The 12,492-nt window shown below is 63.2% G+C and carries 11 protein-coding genes and 1 riboswitch; of the genes, 1 reads left to right on the top strand and 10 read right to left on the bottom strand.

The features are described 5' to 3' along the window. Nucleotides 1–33: 33 nt before the first annotated feature. From JN12_RS01270 to JN12_RS01235, 8 genes are all read right to left on the bottom strand, one after another. Entirely contained in the window at nucleotides 34–375 is a 342-nt protein-coding gene (locus tag JN12_RS01270; protein ID WP_145017271.1) for a zinc ribbon domain-containing protein YjdM, read from the bottom strand. Nucleotides 376–451: 76 nt separating this feature from the next. Next, nucleotides 452–1,747 (bottom strand): phenylacetate--CoA ligase, encoded by a 1,296-nt coding sequence (locus JN12_RS01265; RefSeq protein ID WP_145017269.1) that lies wholly within the window; start codon nucleotides 1,745–1,747, stop codon nucleotides 452–454. A gap of 27 nt (nucleotides 1,748–1,774) precedes the next feature. After that, entirely contained in the window at nucleotides 1,775–2,305 is a 531-nt protein-coding gene (locus JN12_RS01260) for an indolepyruvate oxidoreductase subunit beta (RefSeq protein WP_145017267.1), read from the bottom strand. Continuing rightward, the gene (locus JN12_RS01255; protein WP_281287703.1) at nucleotides 2,302–4,113 is read right to left on the bottom strand and encodes a thiamine pyrophosphate-dependent enzyme; all 1,812 of its coding nucleotides are present in this window, start codon (nucleotides 4,111–4,113) and stop codon (nucleotides 2,302–2,304) included. Before JN12_RS01255 ends, JN12_RS01260 begins: the two co-directional genes overlap by 4 nt. Before the next feature lie 157 nt (nucleotides 4,114–4,270). Continuing rightward, the gene (locus tag JN12_RS01250) at nucleotides 4,271–5,404 is read right to left on the bottom strand and encodes a trans-sulfuration enzyme family protein (RefSeq protein ID WP_145017265.1); all 1,134 of its coding nucleotides are present in this window, start codon (nucleotides 5,402–5,404) and stop codon (nucleotides 4,271–4,273) included. A gap of 275 nt (nucleotides 5,405–5,679) precedes the next feature. Continuing rightward, nucleotides 5,680–6,822, bottom strand: coding sequence for a trans-sulfuration enzyme family protein (locus tag JN12_RS01245; protein ID WP_145017263.1), 1,143 nt, complete (start codon nucleotides 6,820–6,822; stop codon nucleotides 5,680–5,682). A gap of 72 nt (nucleotides 6,823–6,894) precedes the next feature. Then, nucleotides 6,895–6,996: riboswitch (SAM riboswitch) on the bottom strand. A 119-nt stretch (nucleotides 6,997–7,115) separates the two neighbouring features. Continuing rightward, nucleotides 7,116–8,543, bottom strand: coding sequence for a B12-binding domain-containing radical SAM protein (locus JN12_RS01240; protein ID WP_145017261.1), 1,428 nt, complete (start codon nucleotides 8,541–8,543; stop codon nucleotides 7,116–7,118). An 83-nt stretch (nucleotides 8,544–8,626) separates the two neighbouring features. Then, nucleotides 8,627–9,598: a metal ABC transporter substrate-binding protein gene (locus JN12_RS01235; RefSeq protein ID WP_145017259.1), complete on the bottom strand. Its 972-nt coding sequence runs from the start codon at nucleotides 9,596–9,598 to the stop codon at nucleotides 8,627–8,629. A 247-nt stretch (nucleotides 9,599–9,845) separates the two neighbouring features. Between JN12_RS01235 and JN12_RS01230 the strand changes: the two genes are divergently transcribed. Beyond that, nucleotides 9,846–10,493, top strand: coding sequence for an OmpH family outer membrane protein (locus JN12_RS01230; RefSeq protein WP_145017257.1), 648 nt, complete (start codon nucleotides 9,846–9,848; stop codon nucleotides 10,491–10,493). 106 nt (nucleotides 10,494–10,599) lie between these two features. Here JN12_RS01230 and JN12_RS01225 read toward each other — a convergent pair whose 3' ends face one another. Further along, entirely contained in the window at nucleotides 10,600–11,274 is a 675-nt protein-coding gene (locus tag JN12_RS01225; protein ID WP_145017255.1) for a Slp family lipoprotein, read from the bottom strand. Nucleotides 11,275–11,394: 120 nt separating this feature from the next. Then, entirely contained in the window at nucleotides 11,395–12,282 is an 888-nt protein-coding gene (locus JN12_RS01220; RefSeq protein ID WP_145017252.1) for a LysR family transcriptional regulator, read from the bottom strand. Between the last annotated feature and the right edge of the window lie 210 nt (nucleotides 12,283–12,492).

Here is a 12,492-nt window from a genome sequence, read left to right as displayed (position 1 = left end):
GAATGTCGCCGCTACTTGTCACAAGCTGCTGAGCTACGCCTTCTTGACGAATTCCGATTTCAACTGCATGGCGCCAATGCCGTCGATCTTGCAATCGATATCGTGGTCGCCGTCGACGAGACGGATGTTTCTGACCTTGGTCCCCACCTTGACTACCGCTGACGAGCCCTTGATCTTCAGATCCTTGACCACCGTCACCGAATCGCCGTCCTGCAGCAGGTTCCCGAAGGCATCGCGCACGACCCTCTCTTGCTCGCCGCTCTGCCCGGCTGCAACGATAGCCCATTCATGGGCGCACTCCGGGCAGACATACAGGTTTCCGTCTTCATAGGTGTATTCCGAACTGCATTGCGGGCATGTGGGCAGACTGCTCATTCTGACTCCTATCTTTTTGCTCGGCTGCATTGAGCAGCTAACTGGTAGGCCGGGCAGTCCGTGCCCGGCGTATGACTTATTCGAACCGCCGGTTGTCGAAGATCCGCTTGGTTTTCTTCTCCGACCGCGGCAGACTGCCGTAGTCGAGCAGTTCCACCACCGGCGATACCAACAGGGTGTGCTTGATGCCGGCAGCGATCTGCTTTGCCACCCCGTCGTCCGGCAGGGCCTGACAGTTACCGGCCCGCTCCACCCTGATCTGCATGAAGTCGCGGCCGTCCGGGCCGTGGTCGAACAGCACCTGGTATTCGCTGCCGATCCCCTGGACCTGGTGCAGCACTTCGTCCAACTGGCCGGGGTAGATGTTCACCCCGCGGAAGATGACCACGTCGTCGGAGCGGCCGAGGATCCGGTCGTGGCGGGGGAGCCAGCAGCCGCAGGGGCAGTCCCCTTCGATGAGGCGGGTCAGGTCGCGGGAGCGGTAACGGAGCAGCGGCGCCCCTTCCTTAGCGAGGGTGGTGTAGACCATCTCCCCGATCTCGCCCGGCTTGACCGGTTCCAGCGTCTCGGGGTCGATCACCTCCAGGATGTAGTGGTCGGCCCAATAATGAATGCCGTCGTTGGCGCGGCAGGAGAGACCGGTGCCGGGGCCATAGACCTCGGTCAGGCCGGTGATGTCGTAGATCTCCTCCACCCCGAGGCATTCCCGCATGGTAGCGAGCATGGCGCTGCTGGCGCGCTCCGCCCCCATGATGATCTTTTTCAGGTTGAGGGTATGCTTCAGCCCCTTGCGCTGCACCTCCTCGGCCAGCAGGAGCCCCATGGAGGCGGTGCAGCAGAAGACCGTGGACTGCAGGTCCTGGAGGAAGGTGATGTGGATCTCCAGGTTCCCCGGGCCGACCGGGATGGCCAGGGCGCCGAACCTTTCGCACGCCTGCTGGAAGCCGACTCCGGCGGTCCAGAGCCCGTAGCCGACGGCAATCTGGACCCGGTCCTCCCTGATCAGGCCGGCCAGCTCAAAGCAGCGGGCGAACATCTCCTGCCAGTCATCAAGGTCCTTCCGGGTATAGCAGAGGATCTTCCGCTTGCCGGTGGTGCCGCTGGAGGCGTGGATACGGACGAGATCCGCGAACGGGGCGGCCCTGAGCGCAAACGGATAGCCGGCGGCCAGGTCGTCGGCGGTGATGAACGGCAGTCGCCGGAGGTCGTCCAGGGAACGGATGTCGTCCGGCGTGATACCGGCCTGTGTCAGCCGCTCGCGATAGAAGGGGGCGTTGTCGAAGGCGTGCCTGACACTCCACTTGAGCCCGGCCAGTTGAAGGGCCGGCAGCTCCGCCGGAGAGGATACCTTGGGGGGGAAACGTTTCAGCATGAAGCAACTCCTGACAGCGGTATGAATTTATGCTTTCAGCCCGGCCCGGAAGGCGGCCAGCGCCCCTTCCAGCAGGGTTGGCTTGGCAACAAGCTTGCGGCGGATCGTCTCCTCGATCTCGGCGGCCGTGCAGAAGAGCCGTCCCGGCGCGGCCAGGGCCAGGCCGAGGACGATCAGGTTGACCGCCTGGGGGTTGCCGAGGCTTAAGGAGATGGGGTCGGCGTCGATGGTGGCGATCGGGTGGTCCGCTTCCACTACTGCCAGGGGGGTGGCGTTGGCCACGATCCAGCCGGCTCCCTTCAGAAAGTGACGGTGCAGGGCCACGGTCTCCGCCTTGAGGGACAGGAGGCCGTCGGCCTGTCCCGGCCGCACCAGCGGGCTGGAGAACTCCCCCACCTTCAGGTGGGAGACGACGATCCCTCCCCGTTGGGCCATGCCGTGGGTCTCGGAGGTGAGGACCGGCAGTCCCTTGGCGATGGCGGTCTCGGCCAGGAGCCGGGTGATGAAGAGTATCCCCTGGCCGCCGACGCCGGCGATGATCAGCTGCTGTCCGTTCATGGCCGCTCCTCCCGGCGTGAGATCGCCTGTTGCGGGCAGACGTCCAGGCAGACCCCGCAGCCGCTGCAGATCATCAGGTCCACGGTGACCTTTTTCGTTGCGTCGTCATAGACCAGGGCCGGGCACTCGAACTGGCTGGTGCATACCTTGCAGCCGGTGCAGGTGGCGTCCACCGCGGCCTGGGGGCGCTTCGCCGCCGGTCGGCTCCGGTCCACCAGGCAGGGGCTTTTGGCGATGACTACCGCCACTCCCTCTTCCCGGGCGAACAGCACTGCCTCCTTGACCAGCCTGGTAAAGCCGGGGAGGTCGAGCGGGTCGCCGGTGGTGCAGAAGCGGACCCCGCAGCCGCGGACGATATCCTCGATGACCACGGGCTGGCCGGCCGGGGTGCCGTGGGCCGGGGTCGGCTGGTTGCCGGTCATGGCCGTGGTGGCGTTGTCGAGAATGACCAGGACGAACCTGGCTCCCTGGGCCACGGCGTCGATGAGCGGCGGGATGCCGGCATGGAAGAAGGTGGAGTCGCCGATGGTGGCCACGACATCCTTTTCCTGACCGGTGATCCGGTAGGCCTGGTGGAAGCCGGCGGCCTGGCTGACCGCTGCCCCCATGCAGAGGACCGTGTCCACTCCGCCCAGGTTGAGGCCGAGGGTATAGCAGCCTATGTCGCTGGGGTAGATCCCCTTGGGTGCGGCCCGCTTGATGGCATAGAAGCTGGCCCGGTGGGGACAGCCGGGGCAGAGGGTGGGGCGCCGCCCGCCTCCGGTCGGCGGTTCCGGCAGGAGAGGGGCCGGACAGCCGGCAAATCCGGCGATGAGCCGTTCAACAATCTCGGGGAGCAGTTCCCCTGCCTCGGGAACAGTGCTGGAAAGTTTGCCCCGCACCTTGTAGCGGTCGCGGAGCTGCATCTCGATGACGCCGGTGGTCTCCTCCAGCACCAGGATTTCGTCGAACCGTGCCAGTACCTCTTCGGTAAAGGCGGTGTGCAGCGGATAGGGCTGGATGACCTGATAAAAAGCCAGCTCATCCACCAGTCCGAGGCTGGTCAGGGCCTCACTGGCGTAGCCGGCCGCAGCTCCGGAGGCCACCAGGGCCCGACGGCTCTTGGCCTGCGGGTTGATGAGCCTGGGGGCGGTCTGCCCATAGGCGGCGATCCGCTCCAGCTTCTCGTTCAGCTGCACATGGAGCCGGTAGCGGAAATTGGGAGTGGCTGCCCAGCGGCTCGGATCCTTGGTGAAGGCGGCCAGCCGGCCGAGCTTTTCGACCGGGGCCGGGGCGATGTCCTGGCAGGCGTGGCAGACTCTAGTAGTGGGGCGGAGCATGACCGGGATGCTGAACGCCTCGGAGAGTTCAAAGGCGATGCCGGCGAACTCGCGGGCATCGGCCGGCGAGGCGGGGTCGAGCACCGGGATCTTGGCCAGCATGGCCGTGAGCCGGCTGTCCTGCTCGGTTTGGGACGAATGGGGGCCGGGGTCGTCGGCGCTGACCACGACAAACCCGCCCACCACTCCCAGGTAGGCGGCGCTCATGAGGGGGTCGGAGGCGACGTTCAGCCCCACCTGTTTCATGGCGGTGGCGGCGCGCAGGCCGGCCTGGCTGGCGGCATAGGCGATCTCCAGGGCCACCTTCTCGTTGACCGACCATTCCAGGTGCATGGTGAGTCCTTCGGCCTTCTGCCAAGCCTGGATGGCGGTCAGGATCTCGGAGGCCGGCGTGCCCGGATAGGACGCGGCCACAACACAGCCATGCTCCACCAGCCCGCGGGCCAGTGCTTCATTTCCCTGCATCAGGATCTTTTGTGGTTCGGTCAACAGAGCCTCCTCGCTATTCACTCCCGGCAAAGAGGCTCATTCTCGTTTTGCATCGCGGGTTTGTCAACCCAAAATCCGGTCACGGCAATGGAAAAGGGCCGGCCATTCGCTGGCCAGCCCTTCCGGAGCAAAAGGCTGCTTCGCACGCCACATGGATTCAGTTGATCAGCCGGTCGAAATCGGCGATCAGGTCGTCCGGGTCTTCCAGGCCGACTGACAGGCGCATCAGGGTGTCGCTGATCCCGCGGGCGGCCCGCTCCTCGGGCGGCATGGCGGCGTGTGACATCCTGGCCGGGTAGGAGAGGATGCTTTCCACCCCGCCGAGGCTGACGGCAAAGGCGGCCAGTTCGACCCCTTCCAGGAGTTTCCGGGTCAGGTCGAACGAGTCCAGTTCAAAGGAGAGGACCGCACCGGGGCCGTCGCTCTGCCCCTGGTGGATGGCAGAGCCGGGATGCTCGGCCAGTCCCGGGTAGTAGACCCCGGTGACCCGCGGCTGGTCGGACAACCAGGCCGCCAGTTTCAGTGCGTTTCGCTGACTCTCCTCCATCCGGATTTTTAGGGTCCTTAAGCCCCGGAGTACCAGCCAGCAGTCCTGCGGACCCAGGATGGCGCCGAAGGCGTTCTGGATGAAGCCGAGCCGGCTTCCCAAGTCGCTGTCCTTTGCCACGGCAAACCCGCAGATCACGTCGCTGTGGCCGTTCAGGAATTTGGTGCCGCTGTGGAGGACGATGTCGCAGCCGAGCTCCAGCGGCCGCTGCAGGTAGGGGGTCATGAAGGTGTTGTCCACGAGGGTGAGGAGCCCCTTCGTCTTGGCGATGGCCACGGCGCCGCGCAGGTCGGTGATCTTCAGGAGCGGGTTGGATGGGGTCTCCAGGTAGAGGGCCTTGGTCTCGGGCCGGACCGCGGCTTCGATGGCCGCGTTGTCCGTGGCGTCCACAAAGGTGACGGTCAGCCCCCATTGGCCAAAGAGCCGGGTCAGCGCGCGGAAGGTGCCGCCGTAGACGTCCTCGCAGACCACCAGGTGGTCGCCGGGGGCGAAGAGGAGAAAGGTGGAGCAGATGGCCGCCATGCCCGAGGCAAAGGCAAAGGCGCGGGTTCCCCCCTCCAGGCGGGCGATGGCTTCCTCCAGGGCGTCCCGGGTCGGGTTGCCGGAGCGGGCGTAGTCGTACTTGCCGAAGTTGTCCACGGAGTGCTGGGCAAAGGTGGAGGTCTGGTAGACCGGAATCCCCAGGGCGCCGGTGGCCGGGTCAAAGGTATGGCTGCCATGGATGAGCTGAGTGGCGAATTTCATGCTGGTTCTCCTTGGAGGTGATCGTTAAGCCGTTGCTGCTGCGTATGAGCCGTGACGGGCGGGGGGCCGCTTCCGCCTCTCTCCCGCGATTTGACAAGATTTTCGTCCCATCGGGACAGAATGCCTGTAGCCGGGGGATTCATCCCCCGGTGTGGGGATTGGATTAATCCTTCAGTCACGTACGTGACAAAAGAACCTATCGCTCGAATCCCGGCGATAAATCGCCGGGCTACAGGGCATTCTGCCCCTACGGGGCGTAACCTGAAGAAGCAGAATTAATAATTTAGCGCTTGATCAAGGTCGGCGATCAGGTCATTCACATCCTCGATCCCCACCGACAGCCGGAGCAGCACGTTGCTGATGCCGAAGCGGGCCCGCTTTTCCGGCTCGATGTCGGCGTGGGTCTGCACCTCCGGGAAGGTGATGAGGGATTCCACCCCCCCGAGGCTCTCGGCAAAGGAGATCACCTGCGTCTTCAGGAGCAGCCGTTCCACCAGGGCGGGATCGGTCACCTCGAAGGCGATCATGCCGCCGAACCCCTTTGCCTGACGCTTCAGCAGCTCGTGTCCCGGATGGTCGGGCAGTCCCGGGTAGTGGACCGCGCGGACCAGCGGCTGGGTCCGGAGCCACTCGGCAATGGCTTGGGCGTTTTGCTGCTGTCGGTCGAGGCGCACCGCCAGGGTTTTGAGCCCCCGAATGGTGAGCCAGGAGTCCTGGGGGGCGAGGACCGCGCCGGCCGCGTTCTGGTGGAAATAGACCCGCTCGGCCAGGGCCGGGTCCTTCACCACCACCAGGCCGCAGACCGTGTCGTTGTGCCCGGCCAGGTACTTGCTGCCGCTGTAGATGGCGATGTCCGCCCCCAGGTCCAGCGGCCGGAGCAGGTAGGGGGTGAGGAAGGTGTTGTCGACGATGCAGAGGATCTGCCGCTCCTTGCAGAGCGCGGCCAGGGCGCCGATGTCGGCCACCTTGAGAAGCGGGTTGGTCAGCGACTCGACGAACAGTGCCCGGGTGTTGGGGCGGAGCGCGGCCCGGACCTCCGCCTCGTCGCTGGTGTCCACGTAGGTGAACTCCAGGCCGTACTGCTGGAAGATCTTTTCGAACAGGCGGTAGGTGCCACCGTACAGGTCTTCGGTGACAATCAGGTGGTCGCCGTGCCTGAACAGGAGGAGCAGGCTGGTAATGGCGGCCATGCCGGTCGAGTAGGCGAAGCCGCGACGACCGTTGTCAAGACGGGCCATCCCTTCCTCAAGGGCCTGACGGGTCGGGTTGCCGGAGCGGGTATAGTCGTAGCCGGTGCTCTGGCCGAGGCCCGGGTGGCGGAAGGTGGCGGTCTGGTAGATCGGGACGGTCACCGCGCCGGTGCGGGTGTCCCAGTCGAGGCCGATCTGTGCGGTTTGGGTGGCGATGTTCGTGCTCATGTTCGTTCTCCTCAAATGAAAAATCCCCTTCCGGGGTGCGGAAGGGGACGCCTCATGCGAGTGGTCCGCGCTTCCTTATCTCCCGAAACCGATGGTTTCGCAGGAATTGGCACCTTCCCATGGGGGGTTGCCGCGACGTCAAAGGGCCTGTCCCTCAGTCGCTCTGGATAAGAATGCTGCTATTCGGTTGTCTGTTCTAAATGCTGTAAGTCTATCAGACTCAACAAGTTTAAGCTTTATGATTCTTTATCATTTGGCTTTGGCAAATGTCAAAATATTTTTCCGTGCCGAGGTCAGCGCCCCGGCTGCGCCGCTGATGCGGCGGTTTCCAGGTGCTCGCGGAGGTAGGCCTCTGGTTTCATCATCTGCTGGGTGCGCCAGAGTACCCTGATGATGTACGGGATCTGGGTCGGGCGGACCTGGCGCACCCAGTCCAGGAGGCTCTTCTCGCCCGAGGTGTTGAGGATGGAGCGCCGCCAGGTCTCGGCGTAGAGCTCGAAGAAACGCCTGGCGCCGAGACGCGGCTCCCAGAGCAGGTGGTGCATGTCGAAATTGGCCCAGGGTTGGTTGACGATCCGCCCCTTGACGCTCTCGTAGAATTCGGTGCCCGGCAGCGGGGTGAGAATGGTGAAGCCGGCGCGCTGCAGGCCGTAACGGGCCACGAATTCCCACAACTCAAGGAAATCGTCTTCACTCCAGTCCGGGTCGATGAGGAAGTTGCCGTTGATACCGTACCTGAGCGAACGGGCGACCCGGACCGCCTCGATGCTCTCGGCAACGCCGCTGTCCTTGGTCAGTCCGGTCAGGCCGCGGTCGCTCGCCGCTTCCAGGCCGAGAAAGATATCGAAATCCCTGGCCAGGGGGCGCCAGGCCGCCATGATCTCGCTGCTGCGGCAGATGAGGTCGGTGCGGGTCTGGACGAGAATCCACCGTTTGTATATCCCCCGCTTTTTCAGGGCCGCGGCCAGTTCCAGGCTCCGTTCCGGGTTGTACCAGAAGAGGTCGTCGGCGACGAAGATCGAGTCGCCGGTGGTGGCGAAATCCTCCACTACGGCGTCCAGGCTCCGCTCCCGGCAGGAACGGCCGTACAGCTGCCAGACCGAGCAGAACGAGCAGCGGTGCGGACAGCCGCGGGCGGTTTCGATCAGCCAGACCGGCTTGAACAGGAGACAGTGATAGCCGCTTCTGTGGCGGTCGACCAGGTGCCGTGCCGGCAGGGGGACCAGGTCGAGGCAGGTCCGCTCAAAAAGCGGCGGGGTGGAGAGCCAGCCGTCACGGGTCCTCAGCCGGAGGGCCGGCACCGTTTCGAGGTCGCTCCCGGTGGCGAGTGCCTCAGCCAGGGCCGGCATCACCTCTTCGCCGTCGTCCAGGCAGATGGCATCGATCTCGTCCCGCTCCAGCGGCCCGGAAAAGGCTGCGGCCGCATGGCCGCCGACGACGATGAACGCCTCGGGACAGGCCCGGCGGATCTCCCGGGCGGTTTCCAGTATCCGGTCGTACTCCAGGGCATGGAGGCAGGAGATGCCCACCAGTCGCGGCCGGCTGCGCCTGACCCAGGTTGCGGGGCCGGGGCGGAAGCGGAGATCGGCGATGGTGACCGTATGGCCTTGCCCCAGGAGGGCGGCGCCGAGGTATTCGAGGCCGAGCGGCTCGACCCGGAAGAACGGGCCGAGGCCGAACCGGTCATCGCCGGGATGGGGACGTAGGAGCAGTATGTTCATGGTTTCAGGAGAAAGGGGTGAGTTGTGTGCGATCAGGGGCGACTATACCAATTCGGGCACCCTTTGGCCACTGTTTTGGGGTGTTATCGGCACTGCAGGCCGGTCCGGAGAGTTGCGAGATTCTTTTTCATCAGCGCGATGAAGGTGGCACCGCTGGCCAGTTCGTCCTTGCTGATGTTGTGGGCACCATGGAGCATCAGGATCTTTGCCCCGGATTCCTTGGCGATCATCTCCGCATTGCGTGGTGACAGCAGTTCTTCGCTGTAGACGTAGGTGAGGTGATGCTCCCGCATGAGCTTGACGAGACCGGCAATCGTGGCCGGAGTCGGCTCGGCGTCGGGGTTCACCGCCTGGGCGGAGCGATAGGTGAGCCCGTAGCGGTTGGCCAGATAGCCGAAGGCGTAGTGGCCGCCGTGCAGGAATTCCCGCGTGCCGCAGGTTGCCAGTCCTGCCTTGAATTCGTCGTCCAGTTTCTGCAGCTCGGTCTTGTAGGCCGCAGCCCTGGCTGTATAGTACTCCCTGTTGGCCGGGTCCTTGGTCGCCATCCCTGTTGCCATGTTGTCCACCATGATCCGGGCGTTGCTGAAATCGAGCCAGATATGCGGGTCCATCCCTTCACCATGATGGTGCCCATCGTTACCGGCGGTCATGCCGGCACTCTGTTCCCCTTTGTGCTCTTTGGCGGCGCCAGCCTTAAGGAGCCTGGCCCCCTTGCTGGAATCAACCACCAGCAGTGATTTCTCAGCCACCCCCTTGATGAGCTTCATCGCCCACGGCTCCATCTGCTCGCTGGTAAAGATGAACAGGTCGGCCTTGCTGATCCTCACCAGGTCGTCAGGCCGGGGTTCAAAGCTGTGGGGCTCGACGCCGGGCGGCAGGAGCAGGGTGACGTCGACTTTGTCGCCGCCGATCTCCCTGGCGAAATCGTACAGGGGGAAGAGGGTGGTGACCACCCGCAGCTTCTGGTGCTGCGAGCGGGGGGCATCGTTCTTCTGGCAGGCGCACACGATGCACAGTGCGGCAAAAAGGATGGCGCCGGGGAGCAGTCGTTTCATGGTGTATCCTTACGGGTCTATTGCGCACCAGTATAGACGTTTGGTAGCCGGCTGCAAGCTCTCCGATTAATCGGGACGCCGGGAAGCGAAAGGGGGGCGAGAGCAGATCCGGGTCTCGGTGCGCTGCACGCGGCACACATCGGTGCCAGCAGGCGGGAAACTTTGTTTGCCGTTGGCGCAGAAACGCGCTATCTTCATCCGGCTGCATATTCCCCCGGCAGGTGCTGCCCGGGTCACGAGGTGCCAGATGCGCAACATTCGCGTAACCCCCTTGATCGTACTTGTTCTTGCCCTGCTTGTCGTCCTGCCGCTGTTCGCTCGTGCTGCGGACCCGCTCCCGGCAGTAGTGCCCGCCCCCTCCGCGCTACCAGTTCCGGCACCAGCCATTGTGCCTGCTCAGGAACCGAAAAAGGTCGAGCCGGCTCAGGCAGCCCCGACGGTTCGGATCGGCTATGCCGATATCAGCCGGATCGGCAGCGAATCAGCACCCGGCAAGGCTGCCCAGCTGCGCTTCAAGGCAAAGGCCGATAAGTATCAGACGCAGATAACCGCCAAACAGAAGCAGCTGGAAAAGCAAAAGGCCGCCATCGAGGCGAAACTGCCGTCGCTTCTGCCTGAGCAGCGGGCTGCCAAGGCCAAGGAGTTCGAAAAGAAGGTGGATGACTACCGCCGGTTCGTGCAGAACGCCGAAAAAGAGCTCAAGCCGCTGGAAGAGGAGTTGACCCGCTCTCTGTTCGGCGAGATCGAGAAGGTGGTCACCGATTATGCCAAGGCCAACGGTTTTGCCGCCATCGTGGCGAAGAAAGAGCTGCTCTACCAGGGGGGCAGCGTTACGGTGCAGGACGTGACCGACGATATCCTCAAGCTGGTGAATGAGAAGGGGCAAAAGAAGTAACCCCTCCTGCAACCTTAAGGGGAGGAAACTGATTCCCCCTCTTAAGTTAAGAGGGGGGGCCAGGGGAGTTAAGAATTAAGTCGTTGCAGATCGCTTCTGCCGTATCCTACCGCCTGTAACGGTACGGACTTGGCCGGCGGCCGCCGTCGAACCCCCTGAACCGGCCGTCACCCCGGAAATGACGAGGGTAGGGATAGCTGCCATGCCCTCCGTCGAAGCGGAAGATGAAATAGCCGGGCGGCCAGGTGTCATAGGGGTAGTAGTAAGGGTAGTAGGGGGAGCTGTACCGGTAGTAGGGTTCGTAGTAATAGTCGCGCTCTTCATAGATCCAGTCCGGATCATAGTCCCGCTCGGTGCCGTATTCCTTCCAGAGCTGGATCTCCTTGATGGCGAGCACAGGCAGGACCTGTTCCTCGCCTCCCCGTTTTACCTCCTTCCCGCTGGTCACCGTGCCGATAATGGCCACCAGATTCCCTTCGCGGTAGATGGAGATATTGAGCGGCTCCTTGCTGGTGGCGATGAAGCTGCCCGGAGAACTGAACGAATCGTCCGGTTTGTGCCTGGCATCCAGCGGTAGTTGGGCAATCTCCAGGCTTTTGGGCCTGGCCAGGACGATGGTTCCGCCCAGCAGCAGCTGTTTGCCGACGTATCTGGCCGGGTTGTCCCGCAGTTCGTCGAAGGTGATGGTGTCGTCAACCAGCTTCAAGGCCTCTTCGGTGAAGCCGAAGCAGATGCCGGTCATCAGAAGCAACGCCGGCAACAGAGCTATGATCCGTTTCATGGCGCACCTCGTTGGGGTTGGTTCCCTGCTGAAATGATAGACCGAAACAACCGGTAGTCAATGCATCCTGCCGGGCACACTGGTCGTAATTGCAGAATATTGTCATGTGGTTATGCCGGGTTAGGTGTCTCCATGCCCCTGGGTCTGCGCCAGCAGAAAGTCGACGAAGGCCCGGTTCGGCCGGGAAAGATAGGTATGTTTTTTCCAGGCGATCATCAGGTCGAGATGGAGCGGCGGATCGAAGGAGACCGCAATGAGGTCGTTGTCGTTCGCCACTACCATCCTGAGGAAGGAGGTGATTCCCAGTCCGTCCCTTACCAACGGCTTGATGAGCGAATACAGGTTCGTCTCGAAAACGATGTTGGGTGTCCCGCCTTTCTCCCGCAACTCCTCGAAGAACAGTTCCCGCAGGTAGTACCCCTCTTTGAAAAATACCAGCGGCTCTCCAATGAACTCCGCGAAGGGCACTGAGCGGTGTTGTGCGAACGGATGACCGGGGGGAACGCAGATTACCACTTCCTCCTGCAGGAAGTGGCGGCATTCAAGGGTATCGGGAACCGAGCGCCCGGCGATGACCCCCATGTCCAGTTCTCCCTGGCTGATCATCTTCTGGAGCCGCCAGGTCCCTTCACCGTGAACCGACAGGTGCAGGGCGGGATAGCGCCTGGTGAAGTCGCGGATGATGGCCGGAAAGAAGTAGGCACTCAGCATGGGGGGGATGCCGACCCTCACCTCCCCCCTGCCGAGGCCCCGCAGTTCGGCCATCTCCTGTTCCGCCGATTCCAGGTCGCCCAGAATTCTCCGGGCATGTTCCCGGAAAATTTCACCCTCGGCCGTGAGCGAGACCTTGCGGTCCTGCCGGTTGAACAGGACCAGTTCCAGGGTCTCTTCCAGCTTCCGGATCGCCATGCTGACAGCGGGCTGGGCGACGCGGAGCTGCTCCGCCGCCCTGGTGAAGCTGCCGAGCCGGGCGATTTCAAGAAAGTAGCGGAGCTGCCGTATTTCCATGTTCATTCCTGGCGATCAATACTATTTATCGTAACTATAATTATAATATATTTTTCTTATCCATTGGCAACTGCTACGTTACATTCATGAGAAGCGCTTTCGCGGAAGCGTGCATCAAATGCTTGTTCAGCAGCGGGGACAGGCGGGGAGTGGGGCGTGCAAACAAACGTATCGGCGATCCGGCCGACAGTGGCAGGGAACGGGGCTGGC

The organism is Geobacter argillaceus (genome assembly GCF_007830735.1).
Lineage (GTDB): Bacteria > Desulfobacterota > Desulfuromonadia > Geobacterales > DSM-12255 > Geomobilibacter > Geomobilibacter argillaceus.
The sequence above is the reverse complement of the archived record's forward strand: the minus strand, read 5'-3'. Positions and strand labels throughout refer to the sequence as shown.

Excerpts from the sequence above, each read along its gene's own strand:
- JN12_RS01235 (WP_145017259.1), bottom strand. The coding sequence starts at position 9,598 with ATGAAACGACTGCTCCCCGGCGCCATCCTTTTTGCCGCACTGTGCATC.
- JN12_RS01265 (WP_145017269.1), bottom strand. The coding sequence starts at position 1,747 with ATGCTGAAACGTTTCCCCCCCAAGGTATCCTCTCCGGCGGAGCTGCCG.
- JN12_RS01250 (WP_145017265.1), bottom strand. The coding sequence starts at position 5,404 with ATGAAATTCGCCACTCAGCTCATCCATGGCAGCCATACCTTTGACCCG.
- JN12_RS01225 (WP_145017255.1), bottom strand. The coding sequence starts at position 11,274 with ATGAAACGGATCATAGCTCTGTTGCCGGCGTTGCTTCTGATGACCGGC.
- JN12_RS01245 (WP_145017263.1), bottom strand. The coding sequence starts at position 6,822 with ATGAGCACGAACATCGCCACCCAAACCGCACAGATCGGCCTCGACTGG.
- JN12_RS01260 (WP_145017267.1), bottom strand. The coding sequence starts at position 2,305 with ATGAACGGACAGCAGCTGATCATCGCCGGCGTCGGCGGCCAGGGGATA.
- JN12_RS01240 (WP_145017261.1), bottom strand. The coding sequence starts at position 8,543 with ATGAACATACTGCTCCTACGTCCCCATCCCGGCGATGACCGGTTCGGC.
- JN12_RS01220 (WP_145017252.1), bottom strand. The coding sequence starts at position 12,282 with ATGGAAATACGGCAGCTCCGCTACTTTCTTGAAATCGCCCGGCTCGGC.
- JN12_RS01230 (WP_145017257.1), top strand. The coding sequence starts at position 9,846 with ATGCGCAACATTCGCGTAACCCCCTTGATCGTACTTGTTCTTGCCCTG.
- JN12_RS01270 (WP_145017271.1), bottom strand. The coding sequence starts at position 375 with ATGAGCAGTCTGCCCACATGCCCGCAATGCAGTTCGGAATACACCTAT.